The following is a 24163-nucleotide window of genomic DNA, read 5'->3' as shown; positions in this document are numbered from 1 at the left end:
TTTGATAAAATGATAAAGGAAAATGTATCGAGAACACTTCTCAAAAAAATATAAATGACATTCGATTTAGAGTACAATTCAGGAAGACCGTTAATGATTATACCAGAATACGGCAGACATATACAAAAATTAGTAGACCATTGTGTTGCTTTAGAAACTAAAGAAGAAAGAGACAAAATGGCCAAAGCAATTGTAGATGTAATGGGTAATTTACAACCTCATTTACGCGATGTGCCAGATTTTAAGCACAAACTTTGGGATCAATTGTATATTATGGCTGATTTTAAATTAGATGTAGAATCTCCTTATCCGCAGCCTTCTAAAGAAGAACTTAGAGAGAAACCAGAAGGTTTGGCATATCCAAAATCAGCATCTAGATATCGTTATTATGGTAATAACATACAAACCATGATAGATGTTGCTTTAAGTTGGGAAGAAGGAGAAAAAAAGGAGGCATTAGTTTATACAATTGCCAATCACATGAAAAAATGTTATCTAAACTGGAACAAAGATACGGTAGACGATAAAGTTATTTTTAAACATTTATTCGATTTATCAGACGGTAAAATAGATCTAAGAGAAACAACAGAACCACTTTCAGAAAGTAAAAACTTACTTAGAAAAAGAAACTCTCAAGGTCAGAATAATTCGAAGAGTAATTACAAGAAGCAACACAATAATCAACATAAAAATAGAAAAAGATAAACGTTTATGGCATCATTTAAAATTGAAGGCGGACATAAATTAAACGGAACAATTACACCTCAAGGAGCAAAGAATGAAGTTTTACAAATACTTTGTGCTGTTTTATTAACTCCGGATAGAGTAGTAGTAAACAACGTTCCTGATATTATTGATGTAAATAAACTAATTTTTATTTTAGGAGAATTAGGTGTAAAGGTAGAGAAGTTAAGTAGTAATGCTTATGCTTTTCAAGCTGATGATATTAATTTAGAGTATTTAGAATCGGCAGACTTTAAAAGAGACGGAAGTTCTTTAAGAGGTTCTATTATGATTGTTGGACCGTTATTAGCTAGATTTGGTAAAGGTTATATTCCTAGACCTGGTGGCGATAAAATTGGTAGAAGAAGATTAGATACACATTTTGAAGGTTTTATTAGATTAGGCGCAAAATTTAGATATAATAAAGAAGAATACTTTTACGGAGTAGAAGCCGATGAACTTCAAGGAACAGAAATGTTGTTAGACGAAGCTTCTGTAACTGGTACAGCAAATATCTTGATGGCTGCAGTATTAGCAAAAGGAGAAACTAAAATTTACAACGCTGCTTGTGAACCTTATATTCAACAATTATCTAAAATGTTGAATGCGATGGGCGCAAAAATATCAGGTGTTGGTTCTAACTTGTTAGTAATTGAAGGTGTAGAGTCTTTAGGAGGTTGCGAGCATACGGTTTTACCAGATATGATAGAAATTGGTTCTTGGATTGGTGTTGCGGTTATGACAAGATCAGAATTAACAATTAAAAATGTTAGCTGGAAAGATTTAGGACAAATACCTAGCGTTTTTAGAAAATTAGGAATCACTCTAGAGAAAAAAGGAGACGATATTTATATTCCAGAACAAGAATCATACGAAATTCAGAATTATATAGATGGTTCTGTGTTAACAGTTGCAGATGCACCTTGGCCTGGTTTTACGCCAGATTTACTAAGTATTGTTTTAGTTATTGCAACACAAGCAAAAGGAACTGTTTTAATACATCAAAAGATGTTCGAAAGTCGTTTGTTTTTTGTTGATAAATTGATAGACATGGGCGCAAAAGTTATTTTATGTGATCCGCATAGAGCAACAGTAATTGGGCACAATTTTGAGAGTCAATTAAAAGCAACAAAAATGACTTCGCCAGATATTAGAGCAGGTATTTCTTTATTAATTGCAGCACTTTCTGCAAAAGGAACATCAATAATTAATAACATCGAACAAATAGATCGAGGTTATGAAAATATAGAAGCTAGACTTAAATCTATTGGAGCGAAAATTGAAAGAATAGAAGATTAATTTTAAGTATATAAAATGAAAATAGTGTCAGTTTGACACTATTTTTTTTGTTGGCAACATTTTTGCCATTAACTAATAGACAATTAAATGATTACAAAGAAATGAGTAAGAAAGAAAATATAAAGGAAGAAGAACTTAAAAACGAACAAAGTACTTCTCAAGTTGAAGAAAATCAAGAGATTGAAGCAGATGTTGCTAAAGAAGAGCCTACAGCAGAAGAGTTAATTCAAGCTGAAAAAGATAAGTTTTTACGCTTATTTGCAGAGTTTGAAAACTACAAAAAAAGAACATCGAGAGAAAGAATAGAGTTATTTAAAACTGCAGGACAAGAATTAATGACATCTTTACTGCCAATTATTGATGATTTTGAGCGAGCACTGACACATATTGAAGAAGATAAAGAAGCAGAAGAATTAAGAAAAGGTGTATTGTTAATTTATCAAAAATTCTACAACACTTTAGAGCAAAAAGGTTTATCAAAAGTAGAAACAAAAGCTGGCGATACTTTTGATGCTGAAATTCATGAAGCAATTACTCAAATACCTGCACCATCAGAAGATTTAAAAGGTAAAGTAATTGATTGTGTAGAAAAAGGATACAAATTAGGAGATAAAATTATTCGATACCCAAAAGTGGTAATCGGACAGTAAATAATTACAATTAACAATGCACAATTACCATTGATCATTGATTACTGTTAATTGATAATTGAAATAAAAATGGCAAAACAAGATTTTTACGAAATATTAGGTATTTCTAAATCTGCAACTCAGGCAGAAATTAAGAAGGCTTATAGAAAAATGGCTATAAAATATCATCCAGATAAAAACCCTGATGATAAAACCGCAGAAGAAAATTTTAAAAAAGCTGCAGAAGCTTATGAAGTTCTAAGTGACGAAAACAAAAAAGCAAGATACGATCAATACGGTCATGCTGCTTTTGATGGTCCTCAAGGCGGAGGCGGTTTTGGTGGCGGTGGTATGAATATGGATGACATATTTAGTCAATTCGGAGACATCTTTGGCGGTGGCGGTTTCGGCGGCGGCTTTGGTGGTGGTTTTGGCGGTGGCGGTGGTCAACGTCAAGCTAGAGTTAAAGGAAGTAACATGAGAATTCGTGTAAAACTAACTTTAGAAGAAATTGCAAAAGGAGTAGAGAAAAAAGTAAAAGTAAAACGTAAAGTTCAAGCAGACGGTGTTAAGTACAAAACTTGTACAACTTGTAATGGTTCTGGGCAACAAATGCGTGTTACGAACACAATATTAGGTAGAATGCAAACTGCAACTACTTGTGGTACTTGTTCTGGTGCAGGAGAAATTATTAGTAGCAAACCAAACGGAGCAGACGCGCAAGGTTTAATTGTTGCAGAAGAAACAGTTTCTATAAATATACCAGCAGGTGTTACAGAAGGAGTTCAATTAAAAGTAGGAGGTAAAGGAAACGAAGCTCCTGGTAAAAATTCTATCGCAGGAGATTTATTAGTTTTAATCGAAGAAATACAACATGATTCTTTAAAAAGAGAAGGAACAAATATTCATTACGATTTGTATGTAAACTTTTCTGAAGCAGTCTTAGGTACTAGTAAAGAGGTAGAAACTGTAACTGGTAAAGTAAAGATTAAAATTGATGCAGGTACACAATCTGGAAAAATTTTAAGATTAAAAGGAAAAGGTTTACCTAGCATCGAAAGATACGGCACAGGAGATTTTTTAATCCATATTAATGTTTGGACACCGCAAGAATTAAACAAAGAACAAAAGCAGTTTTTCGATAAAATGATGAACGATGATAACTTTGTTCCTGCGCCAAATAAATCTGATAAATCATTTTTTGAGAAAGTTAAAGATATGTTTTCGTAGACATATGTTAAAAAAATCAGTAAAAAAATGAATATTAAATAAAAAGGATACTTTTTTTACTAGATTTAATATATATTTGCAGTGTTGTTGGTTCGCCAACAACACTTTTTCTTTTTCATAGCAATTTTTCCCACTCAATTTATTGAGTGGGTTTTTTTTATCAAATAGAAATCGTACAATATAATTTAAAGCAGGCTTATCTTATCGTCTTAATTTAATTAAGAAGGAAAGTCCGGACACCAAAGAGTATCATAGCGGATAACATCCGTCCAGCGTAAGTTGAGGACAAGTGCAACAGAAAGCAAGTACAGTTCGGCTGTAGTGAAACCAGGTAAACTCTATGAGGTGCAATGTCATGTATATTAGAACTTGAGAGCTACTCGCTCGATTCTAAAGGGTAGACAGATTGATTCTAAGAGTAATTTTAGAACTAGATAAATGATAAGAGCCTTATTTATAAGGAACAGAATTCGGCTTATTAGCCTGCTTTTTTTTAATTGATTACGATATCCTTAATAAAAAACAGATTATCTTCTTTTTTATTGAATAATATTCAGCTATTTAGAAATTTGCCTTTTTTTATTTATTAATTATTGCAATCGGTTATTTATCTTTTAAAATTAATATAAAAAATGTAAGTTTGCGAGAATAAATTTTAAAGAGTTTAAAACTTAATTTTTTAAAATTTTTAACAAAAGACTTACAGTAATAAAAGATTTCTTTCATGAGTATTTATAAAGATTACCTAAAACAGATTGAAGAACGAAAAACGAAAGGACTTCATCCACAACCAATTGATGGTGCAGATTTATTAAGCGCAATTATTGAGCAAATTAAAGATACAGAAAATGAGTATAGAGAACAATCTCTAAACTTTTTTATCTATAACGTTTTACCGGGTACAACAAGTGCAGCCGTTGTAAAAGCTAAGTTTTTAAAAGAGATTATTTTAGGTGAATCTATTGTTCCAGAAATTTCTACAGATTTCGCTTTCGAGCAATTATCGCACATGAAAGGTGGACCATCGGTTAAAGTATTACTTGATTTAGCTTTAGGAGCTGATGAAGTAATAGCGAATAAAGCTGCAAAAGTTTTAAAAACTCAAGTATTTTTATATGAAGCAGACACAGATCGTTTAGAAGAAGCTTTCAATAACGGAAGTTCTATCGCTAAAGATATTATTGAAAGTTATGCCCAAGCAGAATTCTTTACAAAGCTGCCAGAAATAGAAGAAGAAATTGAGGTAGTTACTTACATAGCTGGTGTAGGTGATATATCTACAGATTTATTATCTCCGGGAGGTGATGCACATTCACGTTCTGATCGGGAGTTACATGGGCAATGTATGTTTGAACATAACAAAGACATGCAAAATGAATTATTAGCTTTAAAGGAACAGCATCCTGATAAACGTGTAATGTTAATTGCAGAAAAAGGAACTATGGGAGTTGGATCTTCTAGAATGTCCGGTGTAAATAACGTTGCATTATGGACAGGTATTCCTTCAAGTCCATATGTACCTTTTATAAACATTGCACCAGTAATTGCTGGTACAAATGGTATTGCTCCGATTTTTTTAACAACGGTTGGAGTAACAGGAGGTATCGGTTTAGATCTTAAAAATTGGGTAATTCAAAAAGATGAAAAAGGTAATACTATTGTAGATGAAGATGGAGAACCAGTTTTAAAACAAATGTATTCTGTAGAAACAGGTACTGTTTTAACGATCAATACAAAAGAAAAAAAATTATACCACGGTAAAACAGAATTAAAAGATATTTCTGCAGCCTTTACTCCGCAAAAAATGGAGTTTATGAAAGCAGGTGGTTCTTACGCTGTTGTTTTCGGTAAAAAATTACAAACATTTGCTTGTAAAACTTTAGGAATTGAAGTGCCACAAGTATATGCACCTTCAAAAGAAGTATCTATAGAAGGTCAAGGTTTAACAGCTGTTGAGAAAATATTTAATAAAAATGCAGTAGGTACATCAGGCGCTACATTACACGCAGGTTCTTATGTTCGTGCAGAGGTAAACATTGTAGGTTCGCAAGATACTACAGGTTTAATGACGTCTCAAGAATTAGAAATGATGGCTGCAACAGTTATCTCTCCAATTGTTGACGGTGCTTACCAATCTGGTTGTCATACAGCATCAGTTTGGGATGATAAATCTAAAGCTAACATACCGAGATTAATGAGCTTTATGAACGATTTTGGTTTAATTACTGGTCGTGACCCTAAAGGAAAATATTTCCCAATGACGGATGTTATTCATAAAGTATTGAACGATATTACTGTAGGTGATTGGGACATCATTATTGGTGGAGATTCGCACACACGTATGTCTAAAGGTGTTGCTTTTGGAGCAGATTCAGGTACTGTAGCTTTAGCATTGGCAACAGGTGAGGCATCAATGCCAATTCCAGAGTCAGTTAAAGTAACCTTTAAAGGACAAATGAAATCTTATATGGATTTCCGTGATGTTGTGCACGCAACACAGCAACAAATGTTAAAACAATTTGGAGGTGAAAACGTTTTTCAAGGTCGTGTAATTGAGGTACATATTGGTACTTTAACGGCAGATGAAGCATTTACATTTACAGATTGGACAGCAGAAATGAAAGCTAAAGCATCTATCTGTATTTCAGAAGATGATACTTTAATAGAGTCATTAGAAATTGCTAAAGGTCGTATTCAGATTATGATTGATAAAGGAATGGATAATGATAAGCAAGTGCTGAAAGGTCTTGTAGAAAAAGCCGAAACTAGAATCACTGAGCTTAAAACAGGTATTAAGCCTTCTTTAAGACCAGATGCAGATGCTGTTTATCATGCAGAAGTTATTATTGATTTGGATGAAATTGCAGAACCAATGATTGCAGATCCAGATGTAAATAATGATGATGTTTCAAAACGTTACACACACGATAACATCAGACCATTATCATATTACGGAGGAACTAAAAAAGTAGATTTAGGTTTCGTAGGATCATGTATGGTTCACAAAGGAGACATGAAAATTTTAGCTCAAATGCTTAAAAATGTCGAAGCTCAAAATGGGAAAGTAGAATTTAAAGCACCTTTGGTTGTAGCACCACCAACATATAATATTGTTGATGAGCTTAAAGAAGAAGGAGATTGGGAAGTATTACAAAAATACTCAGGATTTGAATTTGACGATAGCGCACCAAAAGGATTAGCACGTACAAAGTACGAAAACCTGCTATACCTAGAGCGTCCAGGTTGTAACCTATGTATGGGTAACCAAGAAAAAGCAGAACCAGGAGATACTGTAATGGCAACATCTACACGTTTGTTTCAAGGAAGAGTTGTAAAAGATTCTGGAGAGAAAAAAGGAGAATCTTTATTATCATCTACACCCGTAGTTGTTTTATCAACAATTTTAGGAAGAACACCAACTATGGCAGAATATGAAGCTGCTGTTGATGGTATTGTTTTAACTAAATTTAAGCCTTCACAAAAACAATTAGTTAGATAATTAAAAATCTATATAAATAGAAAATCCTGAGTTTTTAAACTCAGGATTTTTTTGTTTACATCTAAAGTGTGTATCAAATTTTTCTATTAAGGTATAAGTTTTAAATCTTTATTAATAAATAAATCATTTATCAAATAATTATAAATTTTGTATCTTGTGAATTAGTAAAACTTATAACAAAAACCTTTAAATTATTTATAATTCTTATGGCATTTGATATTGATATGATTAAAAAAGTGTATTCAACCGTTGTTGAACGTGTTGATGCTGCTCGTGAACTTACAGGAAAACCACTAACCTTAGCAGAAAAGATTTTATATTCTCACTTATGGGATAGTAATTCTGATAAGGCGTTTGTAAGAGGAATAGACTATGTAGATTTTGCTCCAGATAGAATTGCTTTGCAAGATGCAACAGCACAAATGGCATTGTTACAATTTATGCAAGCTGGTAAATCTAAAGTAGCGGTACCAACCACTACCCATTGCGATCACTTAATTCAAGCTAAAAATGGCGCAAGTTCAGATTTGCAAAATGCATTAAATACAAGTAATGAAGTATTTAATTTTTTAGAATCTGTTTCTAATAAATATGGTTTAGGTTTTTGGAAGCCAGGTGCAGGAATTATACACCAAGTAGTCTTAGAAAATTATGCATTTCCTGGAGGAATGATGATTGGTACAGATTCTCACACAGTTAATGCTGGAGGATTAGGTATGGTTGCCATTGGAGTTGGTGGTGCAGATGCAGTAGATGTTATGGCAGGTATGCCTTGGGAGTTAAAGTTTCCGAAATTAATTGGTGTAAAATTAACAGGTAAATTATCTGGTTGGACAGCGCCAAAAGATGTTATTTTAAAAGTTGCTGCTATTGTTTCTGCTAAAGGAGGTACTGGCGCTATTGTAGAATATTTTGGAGAAGGTGCTACTTCTATGTCTTGTACAGGTAAAGGTACAATTTGTAACATGGGAGCAGAAATAGGAGCTACAACTTCTACATTTGGTTATGATGAATCTATGGAACGTTATTTACGTGCTACAGACAGAGGTGATGTAGCTGATGCTGCAAATGAAGTTAAAGATTATCTAACAGGAGATAAAGAAGTATATGCGAATCCAGAGCAATATTTCGATCAAGTAATAGAGATTAATTTATCAGAACTAAGTCCGTTATTAAATGGTCCTTTTACTCCAGATTTATCTACAAAAGCTGGTGCAGATATGACAGAAGCAGCCAATGCTAACGATTGGCCTTTAAAAGTAGAGTGGGGATTGATTGGTTCTTGTACAAACTCTTCTTACGAAGATTTATCAAGAGCTTCTTCAATAGCCCAACAAGCTATAGACAAAGGTTTAAAGACAAAAGCAGATTTTGGAATAAATCCTGGTTCTGAAAAAGTTAGATATACTGCAGATAGAGATGGTATTTTAGGAATCTTTGAAAAATTAGATGCTAAGATTTTTACAAATGCTTGTGGACCTTGTATAGGGCAATGGGCACGTTATGAAGATCCAAAAAATGCTCCTAAAAACTCAATAATTCATTCCTTTAATAGAAACTTTGCAAAACGAGCAGATGGTAACCCTAATACGCATGCATTTGTTGCTTCGCCAGAGATGGTTGCAGCTGTAACTATTGCTGGTCGTTTAGATTTTAATCCTATTACAGATAAATTAATTAACGAAAACGGAGAAGAAGTAATGTTAGATGAACCTACAGGATGGGAATTGCCGCCAAAAGGTTTTGAAGTTAAAGATGATGGTTATCTAGCGCCTGAAGAAGATGGAAGTCACGTTAAAATTGCTGTAAATGAAGATTCTGAAAGATTACAATTATTAGAGCCATTTACGCCAATTGGAAATGATATTTCTGGAGCAAAATTATTAATTAAAGCTTTCGGAAAATGTACAACAGACCATATTTCTATGGCAGGACCTTGGTTACGTTTTAGAGGGCATCTAGACAATATTTCTAACAATTGTTTAATTGGTGCAGTAAATGCGTTTGGTAAAAAAACAAATTTTGTTAAAAATCAAATTACAGGAGAATTTGGTGGAGTGCCAGATACAGCCAGAGCTTATAAGGCAGCAGGAATAAAAACAGTGGTTGTAGGAGATCATAACTATGGTGAAGGTTCTTCTAGAGAGCACGCTGCAATGGAACCTAGACATTTGGGGGTAGTTGCTGTAATTGTAAAATCTTTTGCAAGAATTCACGAAACAAACCTTAAAAAACAAGGAATGTTAGGTTTAACCTTTGCAAACGAAGCTGATTATGATTTAATTCAAGAAGATGATACATTTAATTTCTTAGATTTAAATGAGTTTGCACCAGACAAACCTTTAACTATAGAATTAGTACATGCAGATGGATCTAAAGATACTATTATTGTAAATCATACTTATAACCAAAGTCAAATAGATTGGTATAATGAAGGTTCTGCATTAAACTTAATAAAAAAGGAAAATGCTTAATATTTAAGTCAATTTAATATAAAACTCTCGATGAATTTCGAGAGTTTTTTTTTACTTTTAATTTATGAAATTAAATCCTTTTGAATCTTTTTTAAAGAATATATCAGAAACGCCTTTATTAGCTATAGAAAAAAAAATACATCTATCTAGTTATGTACCAATAAACATTTCTAATACAAATAAAGACTTATTAAGTTTTGATGTTTCTTCTTCGAAAGATTGGGAAAATTATATTGAAGCTTTTTTAAAAAAAGAAAATAAGCATGTAGCTTATGGTGGTTATTTAGAAAAAAGAAATTTATATGACAGAAGTGCGTATTTTAAAAATTTAAGTGAAGAAGATAAAAGAAATATACACTTAGGTATTGATTTGTGGTGTAAAGAAAAAACCAAAGTATTGGCCGTTTTAAAAGGAAAAGTACATAGTTTTAATTTTAATAAAAATCACGGTGATTACGGACCAACAATTATTTTAGAACATAAAATCGCAGATTATAACTTTTATACTTTATATGGACATTTATCTGAAAATTCGATTCAAAATTTAAAAGTTGGCGATAAATTTAATGAAGGAGAAGTAATTGCAGAATTAGGAAATGCTACAGTAAACGGAGATTATGCACCACATTTACATTTTCAAATTATAAAAGATTTACAAGGTAATAAAGGTGATTATCCAGGTGTTTCCTCTAGTAAAGATTTAGATTTTTATAAAGAGAACTGCCCAAACCCTAACTTATTATTAAAAATTAACGATTAATTCATACTTTTTGTAAGTATATAAGCTGTTTTAAGACTTTTATAATAATTGTCTAAAACACTACCCTTATGAAAAATATATGGTTTTTTGATCACGTTAATTTGTTTCATCTTTTATGTCCACATAAATTTAAAGACTACAAAAAATGCCACAGTTTTGATACTTATCAAAAAAGTGATTATATCTATTTTACAGAAGATGCAGCAAATAAAGTTTTTCTTATTGAAAAAGGAAAAGTTAAAATAGGTTATTACACAGGAGCTGGTGAAGAAATTATCAATGCAATTTTAACAAAAGGAGAGCTATTTGGCGAAAAGGCTATTTTGGGAGAAGAAAAAAGAAATGAATTTGCACAATCTATAGATATGAAAACGTCTATTTGCCCAATAAGTGTAGAAACAATGCATGATTTAATGCGTGATAATAAAACATTTAGTTTAAAAATTTATAAATTCTTAGGACTTAGATTTAAAAAGTTAGAGAGAAGATTACAATTAATTTTATTTAAGGATACCAGAACTCGTTTTTTAGAATTTACAAAAGAACTTTGTGAAGAATATGGCTACGATTGCGAATCTACTGGAGATAAAATAATAGTTCATCCGTATACCCAAAAAGATATTGCATCTTTAATAGGTACATCTAGATCTAATTTAAATGTTTTAATGAACGAACTTAAAGATGAAAATATTATAAACTTTAATAGAAAAGAACTTAGAATTTTACAAAAAATGGCTTAAGTGTTCGCTAGCTAACATTTAAATATTTCTTTAGCTTTTAACTTTGTCATCAACATTAACAATAAACATTTAATAAGATGAAAAAAGTTTTAAACTTAGCAATTATTTTTGCTTTAACAACACTATTTGTTGCATGTAGCGACAATGAAAATGAACCAACCACAGGTAATTTAACTGTAAATTTATCAGGATTAGAAGAATTAGGTGCAGATTTTGTATATGAAGGTTGGTTAATTGTAAACGGATCTCCGGTTAGTACTGGTACATTTACTAGTGTTAATTTTCCGCAGAGTTACACTGTAGACCTTGCAGATTTGCAAGACGCTACTAAGTTTGTGCTATCTATTGAGCCAGCAGTAGATTCTGACCCAGCACCTGCAGCAACTAAAATTTTAGCTGGTGATTTTTCTGGAAATTCAGCAAGTGTAAATTCAGATAATATTGTAGTTGATGCTTCTGGAGATTTAAAAACTTTAGGAGAATCTTACGGAAAATATATTTTAGCTACTCCAACTGATGACGATGATACAAATGAAGCAAGCGGAGTTTGGTTTTTAGACAATTCAGATGCTCCAACAGTTACAGCTGGTTTAGGTTTACCTGCTTTAACAGATGGATGGAAATATGAAGGTTGGGTGGTAATAAATGGCACACCTGTTAGTACCGGAACATTTTTAACGGGTTCAGGAGCCGATGATAACGCTGCAACATCTCCTTTTAAAGGAACTTTAAATAATGGTCCTGGATATCCTGGAGAAGATTATGTAATGGGTTCTGCAGCTGGTGTAGATTTTCCTACAGATTTAAAAGGAGCAACGATTGTAATATCGGTAGAGCCAAGTCCAGATAATAGTTCAGCTCCATTTACATTAAAACCATTAGCGCATTTAGTGCCAAGTACCGCAAAAGACCATACAGTTTTAACAATGGGAGCAGGCCCTGTTGTAAATTTATCTGGAACAGTAACTAGATAACTGAAAAAATATATCTACTATTTAATTTTGTTAATGGTAGATTATTAAGAGCAATTCAATTTTTTTGAGTTGCTCTTTCAGTTTTTATCAAAAAAAATGCTCAAGTAAAAATAAATTTTAAATGAGCACCAACTAACCAACCAAGTTGTATTATTTTATTTCGAATTTTAAAGGCATCAAATAAATTTCACCTTTTTTAATTCCTTTTAAATTAACTTTCTTGTAATTAAATTTACTTTTTAAATAGGTGTTTAATTCTGATACTTTAGAATCTACAGACAGAACAACTATTTCGTTTTTATTATTAATTATAAAAGATACTTCTGCAGAGGTAGTTTGTTTTAAAACAACAGGAATCTTATTTCCTAAATAAGAAGACATTTCTGTTCTTAAGTTAGAATTTTCTTTGGTCTTTTTTAATACTGGATCTGTTGCAGTGGCTGTAAATACTGTTGATAAACTAATTGCTAATACTGCGATAATTGTTTTAAAATTTTTCATAATAAGTGTGTGTGAGATTAATGTTATACTGTAAAGACTACACTAACTTAAAAAGGTTTCACACAAAGTACTAGTTTATGATTTTATTAACGCTATTTAACTGAATTTAAGAAAATTAAGAGGTTTTTTAAAGTTTTTAAAAGTTCAAATAACTATTTTTATTAAATAAATATTGGTAATAAGTTATTTCGAGTTATTATTTAAACTATCTAAAATTATATTACAACCTAAAATAATTTCTTCATCAGAAATATTTAAAGGAGGAGTAACACGAAGTGCGCAATTTTCAAAAAGTAAAAAGAAAAGAATAAGACCTTTATCTAAACAATCAAAAACTACTTTTGCTGTAATATCAGGATTTTCTAAAATTACAGCAAGCATTAAACCTTTTCCTCTAATTTCTTTTATAGTTGGATGTTTTAAATGCTTTCTAATTAAATCTTCTTTACGTAAACTTTCTTCAAGTAAATTTTCATTTAAAATCTCTGTCACTGTGGCATAACCCGCAGCTGCTATAACAGGGTTTCCTGCAAAAGTAGAAATATGACCAAGTTTTGGATTTTCTTTTAAAAGCACCATATTTTTAAAGTCAGCAATAAAAGCACCTATTGGCATTCCGCCACCCAAACCTTTACCCGTGATAATAATATCTGGAATTATATTGTAGTTTTCGAAGCCCCAAAAGGTTCCTGTTCTACCTATTCCTGTTTGTATTTCATCTAAAATTAAAAGTGCACCTACTTTTTCACATTTCGATTTTACTTTAGCTAAATAATTGTTTGTTGGTGCAATAAAACCAGCGCCACCTTGTATTGTTTCTAAAATTACAGCAGCTGTTTTGGTTGTAATTTTGTCTAAATCTTGTTCATTATTAAATTCAATAAATTTAGAACCAGGAATTAAAGGTCTAAAAGCCTGAATTTGTTCTTCGACTCCAGAAACACTCATTGCGCCCATAGTATTGCCATGATAAGATTTCTTTGCTGCTATTATTTCAGATCTATTTGTAACTCTCTTTGTCAATTTTAAAGCACCTTCTGTAGCTTCTGTGCCAGAATTTGTAAGATATACTGAATTTAATTTTTCCGGAGAATTTTTTACCAAGATTTTACATAAGTCTACTTGCGGTTTTTGTACAAACTCACCATAAACCATAACATGAGAATAAGCGTCTAATTGACTTTTAATAGCATTTGTAACCTTCGGATGATTATGGCCTAAGCTATTTGCAGAAACACCAGCAACAAAATCTAAATATTTTTTTTGATCTGTATCAAAAATATAACTTCCTTTTGCATGTGATATTTCTAAAGCAAATGGGTGAGGAGACGTTTGCGCTTGATATTTAAAGAAATCTTCTTTCATTTACTTATTTTTAGAAGTACTTTCTCTTGTGTTATTTTTAGGATCGTCAATAATTAAAGGTTTTATAAAATCTTTATCACTTTTTACAGGTAACTTTTGATTTTTATCATCTTTAAAAATATCTTCTTTTGTTTTTGGTTGCTCGCTTTCTCGCCAAATAAATCCTTGTAATTTTTTATCTTCTGATGGAAATAGGGAAGGAGGATATGTTTTTCCTTCTGATTTTTTTAAATATTTAATTGTAGCAATTTGTCCGTTTTCTAGAGTAAACTCAATATTACTAGATATTTCTTTGGTAATTGTTTCTATAACACCAGTTTCTTCGTTTCTGTTATAATACACAGATTCGGCATTTCCTTTTACCAACAATAATTTAAGTTTATTTTCTTTGAATTTACCAAACATATTTCTTCCTTTTATTTGGTTATATTCATCTATAGAAAGAGAATCTTTAGAAACTATAAAAGCGTTATTTAATACTTTTAAAGAATCTAATTTTTCAGTTTCTACATTAGATATTAAGTGAATAGTGTCACCTGTTATTTGGTTGCCATCAGACCATAACACAGGGTTTCTAAACATTTTTGTAACACCTGTTTTTTGATCTGTATGTATAGAATCGCATTTACCTTGCAAATCTGATTTGAAAATTTTGACATCATGATAAGTTCTTACAATTCTTTTTTCTGGAGCACCAGTTATCAAAAGTGTATCACCATGAATAAATGTGGAATCTTTGTCTACAATAGAAATTGCCACAGCTTTTTCAATGATAAAAAGTGAATCTTTTTCTTCAAAAATTTCGGCATAATTACCACGAGTAACAAAGTTTTTAACTGTATCTATTACCTGAATATTGTTTGTAGCAGAGGCAAAACCTTGTTTTTTATCATAATACAAACTATCGCCTTCTACAGTTCTTTCTTTCAAAAAAAGTTTTGCATTTTTTACAAAATAAGAAATATCTGTTTTTGTATTGTAAAAACCTCTTTCACAATAAATTTTATTTTCATTTTGAGTATTTGTAATTGTTGAAGGACCATATAAATAGGTTAAACCCGAGTTTGTATAATAATCTAAATGATTAGATTCTAGGTTATGCTCTGGGTTTACAACGGTAACTCTTGTAGTTGCTGTAAACTTTTTAGTTTCTAAATAATAGTTTCCGTTTTTACTATTTAAAGTATTTGTTTGGTCTTTTATAGTAGCATAACTTCTGTAATATAATTTCTGATTTAATCTATCAAACTGCAAAGTATCTGTAGTTAAAGTCATTTCCGGATCTTTTAAAACTACATTTCCCCAAGACAAAGCTTGTTTAGAATTAGCATCATAATCTAGATAATCACTAGTTTGCGTAATCGTATCACCTTGTTTAATAGTTACATTTTCTAATGCTTTAAAAAAGTTTTCTTTTTGATAAAACAAAGCTTGTTTACATGTAAGAATCGCGCCTTCATGCGTCATTTTTACATTACCAATTAATACGGTTGCTCCAGGATATTTGTTTTCATCTACATATTGTTGTTCTGCAGAATAAATCATTTTTTTTGATTGTGAGAAACCTAAAAAACTAATTAAAAGAAAAGTAAATAATAGTATTTTTTTCAAAAGTTACTGTTTTAGGCAAAAATACTGAAAAGATAGTAGTTGATTACTAAAGAAAAGTGAAAATAATTAAGGCATTTAAACAGATTTAAAAATCAAAAAAGCATCTTTTAAATGAATAAAAGATGCTTAAATTAAATAGTTTTAGAAATTAACTATCTCATAATAGTTTGTTTTCTGTCTGGACCAACAGAAACAATCTTAACAGGTACACCGGTTTCTTTTTCAATAAAAGCAACATAATCCATTAAGTTTTTTGGTAACTGATCTGCAGAAGTCATTTTTGTTAAATCTTCATCCCAACCTTTAAATTCAGAATAATTTACAGAAACATTTTCTGGTTCGATGTTATATGGTAAGTGAGAAATTTCTTCACCTTTATAATTGTAAGATGTACAAACTTTTAAAGTATCAAAACCAGAAAGAACATCTCCTTTCATCATCATTAATTGCGTAACACCGTTTACATCTACAGCATATTTTAAAGCAACTAAATCTAACCAGCCACATCTTCTTGGTCTACCAGTTGTAGCACCAAATTCATGACCAACTCTAGCCATTTCTTCACCATCTTTATCAAAAAGTTCTGTAGGGAAAGGTCCTGAACCAACACGAGTAGTGTAGGCTTTAAAAATTCCGAAAACTTCACCAATTCTATTTGGTGCAACACCTAAACCTGTACAAGCACCAGCGGCAGTTGTATTAGATGATGTTACAAAAGGATATGTACCAAAATCGATATCTAATAAAGATCCTTGAGCACCTTCTGCTAAAATTGTCTTTTTATCTTTAATAGCTTGGTTTAAAAACTCTTCGCTATCAATAAAAGCTAATGTTTTTAATTTATCGATTCCTTTGATAAATTCTGCTTCTAATTCTTTTAAATCATATTCTATCTGAACATCAAAGAATTCTAACATTTTGATATGCTTTTCTGTTAAAGCATCGTATTTTTCTTTCCAGTTGTCTAATTCTAAATCACCAACACGCATTCCGTTTCTACCAGTCTTGTCCATATAAGTTGGGCCAATTCCTTTTAATGTAGAACCAATTTTAGCTTTACCTTTAGATGTTTCTGATGCAGCATCTAGCAATCTATGTGTTGGTAAAATTAAGTGTGCTTTTCTAGAAATTAATAATTTAGAAGTATAATCTATGTTATGCTTATCTAAATTTTCTAGTTCTTTTTTAAAAATTACAGGATCTATTACAACACCATTACCAACTACATTTAATGCAGTTTTATGAAAAATTCCTGAAGGAATTGTATGTAAAACGTGTTTGTGTCCATCAAAAATTAAAGTGTGTCCTGCGTTTGGGCCTCCTTGAAAACGAGCAATAATATCATAGTTTGTTGTTAAAACATCTACGATTTTTCCTTTTCCTTCATCTCCCCATTGCAGTCCTAGTAATAAATCTACAGCCATTAGTTGTGTAATTTGTTGTTTGTGTTGTGTATTGTTGTTAATTAAGATTTTTTCTTTTTTGTACCGTAAAAGTAAAGTGAGTGATTTTGAATATCAATATCAAAAATATCTTCTATGGTTTTTTTGATAATTTGAATTCTTGGATCACAAAATTCTTTTACATCACCTGTATCTGTAAAAATAACATGATCGTGATTTTTGTCGAAATAACTTTTTTCATAACGGGCCATAGATTGCCCATCGAATTGGTGTTTTCTTACCAAACCGCAACTTAACAGAATTTCTATAGTGTTGTAAAGTGTGGCTCTACTAACTCTATAGTTCTTGTTTTTCATCTTAATATAGAGAGATTCTATATCAAAATGTTCGTCGGCGTCATATATTTCTTGAAGAATAGCGTAGCGTTCAGGTGTTTTTCTGTGCTTGTTTTCTTCTAAATATGCTGTAAATACTTTTTTTACTACTTCTTGATTTTCAAGAGAATTACTCATTATCTTAAAATTTTACGAAAAAGCAAAAATACAGTTATTTCTGAATAAATAACTTCTTTTTTGAAGAGTATATTTATAAACTATTAACACGGTCTACTTTTTTAACACCTTCTACCTTCTGAATGCTGTTAATTAGTTTGTTTAATTGTCCGCTATTCTTAACACTTAAACTAATTTTACCATCAAAAATACCTTCATTACCCGCAATGTTTATACTGTTAATAAAAACACCCATATTGCTAGAAATAATTTTTGTTAGGTCATTTATAATACCTCTATTATCTACACCGCTAATGTGTAAAATAACCTTAAAGTCTTGTTTTGTAGAATCTATCCATTTGGCAAGCATAATTCTGTAGGCATAATTAGATTGCAAAGAAATTGCATTAGGACAATTCTTTTTGTGGACTTTTATACCTTCGTTAATTGTTAAAAAGCCAAAAACATTATCACCAGGAATAGGGTTACAACATTTAGAAAGTTTATAATCTAATTTTTCTTCTTCTTTACCAAACACTAAAGCATCGTATTTGCTTGTAACTTCTTCTGTGTCTACAGTTTCTTTATTGTTAGATGGAGACCTTCTTAACTTTGTTTTGAAAAAGTTTAAAATAGTACTGTTTCTTTGTGCAACATATGCCTTTAAGCTAGTATTGTCTATAGCACCATTACCAACTCTAAAAAACAAATCGAAACTAGTTCTAATCTTAAAAAAGTTTACAAGTTCGTTTATTGTTTTTTCGTTAAAAGGTATTTTTAAATGTCTTAATTTTCTTGTTAAAATTGCTTTACCTTCTTCTGCAATTTTCTTTTCTTCTTCTTTTAAAGCCGCTCTAATTTTTGTTTTTGCTCTTGCAGTAATTACAAAATCTAACCATCTAGCATTTGGTTTGTTATTAGAAGAAGTAATTACTTCTATTTGATCGCCACTTTTTAATTTATGACTTAAAGGAACCAATTTACCATTTACTTTTGCTCCTCTACATTTTAAACCAACATCTGTATGTATTGTAAACGCAAAGTCTAAAGCAGACGCATCTTTTGGCAACGATTTTAATTCTCCTTTTGGTGTAAAAACGTATATTTCTTTTGCATATAAATTCAGTTTAAACTCTTCTACAAAATCTACTGCATTTAAACTTTGGTTTTCTAAGGATTCTTTTAGTCTATTTAACCAAGTTTCTAAACCACTTTCGTTAGAATTACCTTGTTTGTATTTAAAGTGTGCAGCATAACCTTTTTCTGCAATTTCATTCATTCTGTTAGAACGAATTTGCACTTCTACCCATTGTGCATCTGGCCCAACTACAGTAATATGTAAAGCTTCATAACCTGTAGATTTTGGCTGAGAAATCCAATCTCTTAGCCTTGTTGGGTTTGGTTTAAAATAATCTGTAACAATTGTGTAAATTTTCCAAGCATCAAATTTATCATCATCAGAAGTAGGTTTATAAATAATACGAATTGCATATTTGTCGTAAACTTCTTCAAAAGTAACATTTTGCTTTCTCATTTTTCTACGGATAGAATAAATGGATTTAAACCTACCTTTTATTTCATACGTAAAGTTCTCTTTGTCTAGACCTTTTTTTAACGTTTCGGCAAATGTTTCTAGGTATTTTTGTTGCTCTTCTTTACTTTCTTTAATTTTAGTAACAATATCTGTATAGACTTCGGGTTCGGTATATTTTAAACCTAAATCTTCTAGTTCTGTTTTAATGTTATACAAACCTAATCTGTGTGCTAGTGGCGCATAAATATATAAGGTTTCAGAGGCTATTTTAACCTGTTTGTGTGCAGGCATTGCATCCATAGTTTGCATATTGTGCAATCTGTCGGCAATTTTTATTAAAATAACTCGAACATCATCATTTAAAGTTAAGAGCATTTTTCTAAAATTTTCTGCTTGTATAGAAGCATCTTGCTCTTTATTCAATCGAGAAATTTTAGTTAAACCGTTTACAATTCTGGCAATTGTTTCTCCGAACAATTGCTCCATATCATCTAAAGTATAGTCAGTATCTTCTACAACATCGTGTAATAAGGCAGCTGCGATAGAAGTTGCACCCAAACCAATTTCCATAGCAACAATTTTAGCTACAGCAATAGGATGAAATATATAAGGCTCTCCTGTTTTTCTTCTTTGTTCCGAATGGGCATCTACTGCAATCTCAAAAGCTTTTCTAATCAACTTCTTATCATCTGCAGATAAAATTTCATAAGTACCTTTTAATAGATCTTTATATCTATTTGCAATTTCCTTATTTTCTTCTTCTATAGTTGCTGTGTACTGCATATATTACTTTGTAGATAATGAATTATTCTAAAGTGAATTTAAGAATAAGAATTTTAACAAACAAGCATTTCGTTTTCTAAATTAATAGCAGTATTATTTATTATTTTTGAAAAATGAAAAATCTATTACTCGTAACCTTACTAACTTTATTTAGTTTTAATTTTTATGCGCAAGAAAATAATAAGAAGCATTCGATTTTCGAAATCCAAAAAAGGAAAATTAATATTGATATAGATACAGCTCTTTTTGAAAATTTTGCAACAAATATGTACGGATCTAAAAATAAAGATGCCGTAGTTATAGCTTTGTATTTACCGAATTCTTATGAAGATCAAAAGCTAAAAATAGCTAGTAAACAAAACGATAAAGTTTGGGCAGAAAAAAGTGCTTATGGTAAAAAAGTATATACTACGAATTACGAAATTAGTAAATCTGATAAACGGTATGTAAAATCAGAATATATTATTAGTATGCAAGATAGTTTCTGTATATCCTTAACCACAATGTTGCCTGTAAATGCATTAAAAACAGATAAAGAAATGATTAAGGATATTGTAAAATCAGTATTAAAGAAAAACTAACTTTTATTATTTAAATTTAAAACCCTTTCTAATAGAGTAGGATGCGAGTAATGCATAAAAACGTAGGCAGGATGCGGTGTTAAATTACTTAAACTATTTTTAGAAAGTTTTTTAAGAGAGCTTATTAATGGTTTTGCTGCATAGGTTTTTTTTGCGAAATCATCTGCTTGATATTCAAATTTTCTAGAGATAAAATTCATTATTAAATTAGTTATTTCTGATATTGGTGAATATAAAATTCCGAAAGCAATTAGACCAATATGAAAACTTGGTTTTGTAACACTTAAGGCTTCAGAAAATATCGGATAATTAATAAATAACGATAATAAATAAAGTGTAAATCCTGTTATTAAAATTGACGTAACAAGATTAAAAATGATATGTTTTTTCTTGTAATGCCCAACTTCGTGTGCTAAAACGGCAACAATTTCATCTGTTTCTAAATCATTTATTAGTGTGTCAAAAAGTGTAATTCTTTTTTGAGAACCAAAACCAGAAAAATACGCATTTGCTTTTGTAGAACGTTTAGAGCCATCAATAACAAAAATATTATCGAGTTTAAAGCCAACTTTTTCTGCGTATTTTTCGATAGCAGTTTTTAATTCTCCGTTTTCTAACGGAGTTTGTTTATTAAAAATTGGCACAATTAATTTTGCATAAAACATATTCATAAACAAAGAAAAGACAGCAACTAAGAGCCAAGTATACAGCCAAAAATTTTCTTTTGTTTGCTGATAAAACCAAATAATTATCGATAAAATAAGTCCGCCAATAATAATTGTCATTAGCCAACCTTTTAATTTATCTAACCAAAAAGTTTTTTTAGAAGATTTATTAAAACCAAATTTTTCTTCGATAACAAAAGTTTGATAGTAAGAAAATGGCGTAGTTAAAATATCAGAACCCAACATAATTACACCAAAGAAAATTAGAGCTACAAGAATGTTATTATCTGTAAAACTACGGGCAAAATTATCTACATAGCTAAATCCTTCGAAAATAAAAAAAAGTAAGGTTAAAGCAAATGAAAATGTACTTGTAAGATTAGAGAATTTTGAATTTGTCTTTTTATAAGCTTGAGATTTTTTATAAGCAGTTTCTTCGTAAACATCTGCTAATTCAACCGGAATTGTATCATCAAAACGTTTTGCGTTTAAGTAATCTAAAACCTTATCGATTATAAAACTAATAATTAGAATCGAAATTAATATGTAAAACAAAGTTGTAGGTTGCATTGTTATTTGATGAGTTTATTTAAAATTTCTTTGTCTTTTTGCTTCAAATAAAACAATTGCAACTGCTACAGAAACATTCATAGAATCTATTTTTCCTTGCATTGGTATGTTTATATTTTGTGTTGCTTTTTCTCTAAAAACTTCGGTTAAACCTGTAGCTTCTGTACCCACAACAATTGCAGTTCCTTCTGTATAATTTTCTTTATAATATTCATTAGAATTCTGTAAAGTAGTCGCAAATATTTTAATGTTATGCTCTAGTAAAAAAGCAATAATTTCTTCGGATGAACCTATAGCAATTTGATTTGTAAATACGCAACCAACACTAGAACGAATAATGTTAGAATTGTACATATCGCTTTTAGGATTTGCGATAAAAACGGCATCTGCATTTGCGGCATCCGCAGTTCTTAAAATAGCACCAATATTTCCAGGTTTTTCTACACCTTCTGCTACTAAAATTAACGGATTACTAGAAGAGAATTTAATAGCGTCTAAAGAAAAGTTTTTAGATTTTGTAACCGCAATAATGCCTTCTGTACTATCTCTGTAAGCTAATTTTTGATAAACTTCTGTAGAGATTTTAATACGGTGAATGTTTTCGTTAAATAGATGTAAGATTTCTTTTTCTGTAATTATATCTTCTACAAACAAAACAGTGTCAAAATTATAATTAGCAGCAATTGCTAAAGAAATTTCTCTTTTACCTTCTATAATAAATAATCCTTTTTTTTTGCGTTCTCTAGACTTTTCTTGAAGTTTTAAAAGGTCTTTAACGTATGTGTTTTGTATGCTTGTAATTTCTTTCATCAATACAAATATACCTATTTATAGGTATTGTAGTAATAAAGATTTTATACAATATTTGTGTTGTAATAAAACAATTACTTTAAATTGTTAGACAGATTGTTTTAAGATCCGATTGCTAAGAAAAAGGAGAATTTAAGTATGTTTTATTACTGTTAACTGTTTTTGATTAAAAAGGCTCGCAAATTGCGAGCCTTTTTTTATTTGTAGAAAATTTTTATTTGGTTTTGTATTTGTTAGAATAACGTTTCCAAAGTTTAGTTTGGTGCGTTTCTAAACTTATATCTCTACCTTGTATAAATGCTTTTGATAAAATGTTTCCTCTCATTTCTAAAGCATCACCTTCAGAAATAAACAAAGTAGCATCTTTACCAACTTCTAAAGAACCTGCAAAAGAATCGATTCCTAAAATTTTAGCTGTATTTAATGTAATCAATTGTACAGCTTCTTCTTTAGTTAAACCATGAGCTGCAAAAGTACCTGCATAAAACGGTATGTTTCTAGTATTCATACGTTCCATTTGTCCTTCCATACCAACACTTACAATAATACCTTTATCTAAAAGTGTTTTTGCAACAGTGTATGTAGAATCGTAAGAATCATCTTCGTTACCTGGGTTTCTATGTGGTCTTTGTAAAATTACAGACACATTATTTTTTACTAACAAATCGGCTACTTTATCTGCATGTTCCGCATTTACGATTGTAATATTATTAATACCTAAATTTTTAGCAATGGTAACTGCATCTGTAATTTCTTTTTGTCCGTTTACGTGAATAAAAAGCTTTTTAGAACCGTTAAATAAACCTTCTGTAGCTTGATATGGCAAATGAGTTTTAGCTTTTTTACCAGCTAAATAGATTTTAGCATTTTTAAAATAAGATTTAATTTCATCTACTTTACCAGCATATCTAGAATCTGGTTTTAAAGCAGGATCTTCGCCTAACCACCATCTACCAGTTGTAAAACTAGAAGGCCAGTTCATGTGAATTCCGTCGTCTGTTTTAATAGAAGCGTCTTCCCAATTCCAAGCATCCAATTGTACAATAGAAGAAGTTCCAGAAATTGTACCGCCTCTTGGCGTAATTTGTGCCATTAAAACTCCGTTAGGTCTCATAGATTCTACAATTTTACTTTCTGCATTGTAGGCTATTAAACTTCTAATATGCGGATTCATTCTACCAATTTCTCTTTGGTCATCACTGGCTTTTACAGCATCAATTTCAACCAAACCTAAAGTTGCGTTGGCAGCAATAAAACCTGGGTAAATATGTTTTCCGGTTGCGTTTATGATAGTTCCTTGTCTAGCTATTTTCATTTTAGCACTACCAACAAAAGTAATTTTACCATTGTTAAACATTACTAACGAATTTTCAATAACTTTTCCGTTACCAATATGAGCCGTTGCACCTTCAATTGAAAAAGCTTTTGTTTGCTTATCTGCGGGTGTTTGTTGTGCGATACTATTTCCTATAACAAAGAAGAATAGTAAACTATATATAATTTTTTTCATGTTTTCTAGTT

General features: G+C 30.7%; 19 protein-coding genes and 1 other RNA gene. 11 read left to right on the top strand and 9 right to left on the bottom strand.

Annotated elements, in window-relative coordinates; all coding sequences use genetic code 11:
* Window positions 1-54 precede the first annotated feature (54 nt).
* From WG950_RS03300 to WG950_RS03255, 10 genes are all read left to right on the top strand, one after another.
* A complete protein-coding gene (locus tag WG950_RS03300) occupies window positions 55-705 on the top strand; it encodes a DUF4290 domain-containing protein (RefSeq protein ID WP_077809066.1) in 651 nt (216 codons plus the stop codon).
* A 6-nt stretch (window positions 706-711) separates the two neighbouring features.
* Entirely contained in the window at window positions 712-2022 is a 1311-nt protein-coding gene (murA, locus tag WG950_RS03295) for a UDP-N-acetylglucosamine 1-carboxyvinyltransferase (protein ID WP_340934135.1), read from the top strand.
* 101 nt (window positions 2023-2123) lie between these two features.
* Complete coding sequence (locus WG950_RS03290) at window positions 2124-2672, top strand: nucleotide exchange factor GrpE (RefSeq protein WP_077811333.1); 549 nt, start codon at window positions 2124-2126, stop codon at window positions 2670-2672.
* A gap of 69 nt (window positions 2673-2741) precedes the next feature.
* On the top strand, window positions 2742-3881 hold the full coding sequence (gene dnaJ / locus WG950_RS03285; RefSeq protein ID WP_079738646.1) for a molecular chaperone DnaJ: 1140 nt from the start codon (window positions 2742-2744) through the stop codon (window positions 3879-3881).
* A gap of 187 nt (window positions 3882-4068) precedes the next feature.
* Window positions 4069-4375, top strand: an RNA gene (gene rnpB / locus WG950_RS03280) — RNase P RNA component class A.
* Between the two features lie 230 nt (window positions 4376-4605).
* On the top strand, window positions 4606-7380 hold the full coding sequence (locus tag WG950_RS03275; RefSeq protein ID WP_340934134.1) for a bifunctional aconitate hydratase 2/2-methylisocitrate dehydratase: 2775 nt from the start codon (window positions 4606-4608) through the stop codon (window positions 7378-7380).
* Between the two features lie 206 nt (window positions 7381-7586).
* Window positions 7587-9854, top strand: a complete 2268-nt coding sequence (locus WG950_RS03270) for an aconitate hydratase (RefSeq protein WP_340934133.1) — start codon at window positions 7587-7589, stop codon at window positions 9852-9854.
* A gap of 64 nt (window positions 9855-9918) precedes the next feature.
* Entirely contained in the window at window positions 9919-10614 is a 696-nt protein-coding gene (locus WG950_RS03265) for a peptidoglycan DD-metalloendopeptidase family protein (RefSeq protein WP_340934132.1), read from the top strand.
* A 68-nt stretch (window positions 10615-10682) separates the two neighbouring features.
* Complete coding sequence (locus WG950_RS03260) at window positions 10683-11354, top strand: Crp/Fnr family transcriptional regulator (RefSeq protein ID WP_340934131.1); 672 nt, start codon at window positions 10683-10685, stop codon at window positions 11352-11354.
* Between the two features lie 77 nt (window positions 11355-11431).
* Window positions 11432-12328 (top strand): anti-sigma factor, encoded by an 897-nt coding sequence (locus WG950_RS03255; protein WP_340934130.1) that lies wholly within the window; start codon window positions 11432-11434, stop codon window positions 12326-12328.
* Between the two features lie 150 nt (window positions 12329-12478).
* On the opposite strand, the gene WG950_RS03250 is transcribed toward WG950_RS03255, so the two are convergent.
* The 6 genes from WG950_RS03250 to WG950_RS03225 all read right to left on the bottom strand — a co-directional run bounded on the left by WG950_RS03250 (window position 12479) and on the right by WG950_RS03225 (window position 20016).
* Window positions 12479-12829 (bottom strand): hypothetical protein, encoded by a 351-nt coding sequence (locus WG950_RS03250; protein WP_077809074.1) that lies wholly within the window; start codon window positions 12827-12829, stop codon window positions 12479-12481.
* A gap of 183 nt (window positions 12830-13012) precedes the next feature.
* Complete coding sequence (locus tag WG950_RS03245; protein WP_340934129.1) at window positions 13013-14194, bottom strand: aspartate aminotransferase family protein; 1182 nt, start codon at window positions 14192-14194, stop codon at window positions 13013-13015.
* Window positions 14195-15739 (bottom strand): OstA-like protein, encoded by a 1545-nt coding sequence (locus WG950_RS03240; protein ID WP_340934128.1) that lies wholly within the window; start codon window positions 15737-15739, stop codon window positions 14195-14197.
* Window positions 15740-15957: 218 nt separating this feature from the next.
* Entirely contained in the window at window positions 15958-17229 is a 1272-nt protein-coding gene (locus WG950_RS03235; protein ID WP_079738653.1) for an adenylosuccinate synthase, read from the bottom strand.
* A gap of 41 nt (window positions 17230-17270) precedes the next feature.
* The gene (locus WG950_RS03230; RefSeq protein WP_077809077.1) at window positions 17271-17720 is read right to left on the bottom strand and encodes a Fur family transcriptional regulator; all 450 of its coding nucleotides are present in this window, start codon (window positions 17718-17720) and stop codon (window positions 17271-17273) included.
* Window positions 17721-17793: 73 nt separating this feature from the next.
* Window positions 17794-20016, bottom strand: coding sequence for a RelA/SpoT family protein (locus WG950_RS03225; RefSeq protein WP_340934127.1), 2223 nt, complete (start codon window positions 20014-20016; stop codon window positions 17794-17796).
* Between the two features lie 113 nt (window positions 20017-20129).
* Between WG950_RS03225 and WG950_RS03220 the strand changes: the two genes are divergently transcribed.
* Window positions 20130-20597, top strand: a complete 468-nt coding sequence (locus WG950_RS03220; RefSeq protein ID WP_340934126.1) for a hypothetical protein — start codon at window positions 20130-20132, stop codon at window positions 20595-20597.
* Here the strand turns inward: WG950_RS03220 and WG950_RS03215 are convergent.
* The 3 genes from WG950_RS03215 to WG950_RS03205 all read right to left on the bottom strand — a co-directional run bounded on the left by WG950_RS03215 (window position 20594) and on the right by WG950_RS03205 (window position 24152).
* Complete coding sequence (locus WG950_RS03215; RefSeq protein ID WP_340934125.1) at window positions 20594-21832, bottom strand: M48 family metallopeptidase; 1239 nt, start codon at window positions 21830-21832, stop codon at window positions 20594-20596. The two genes, WG950_RS03220 and WG950_RS03215, sit on opposite strands and share 4 nt — an antisense overlap.
* Window positions 21833-21847: 15 nt before the next feature.
* Window positions 21848-22642 (bottom strand): RNA methyltransferase, encoded by a 795-nt coding sequence (locus WG950_RS03210; RefSeq protein WP_340934124.1) that lies wholly within the window; start codon window positions 22640-22642, stop codon window positions 21848-21850.
* A 214-nt stretch (window positions 22643-22856) separates the two neighbouring features.
* A complete protein-coding gene (locus tag WG950_RS03205) occupies window positions 22857-24152 on the bottom strand; it encodes an amidohydrolase family protein (protein ID WP_340934123.1) in 1296 nt (431 codons plus the stop codon).
* Between the last annotated feature and the right edge of the window lie 11 nt (window positions 24153-24163).

It is taken from the genome of Polaribacter marinaquae, assembly GCF_038019025.1.
GTDB classification, from domain to species: Bacteria; Bacteroidota; Bacteroidia; order Flavobacteriales; family Flavobacteriaceae; genus Polaribacter; species Polaribacter marinaquae.
This window is presented reverse-complemented; position numbering and strand designations above follow the sequence as displayed.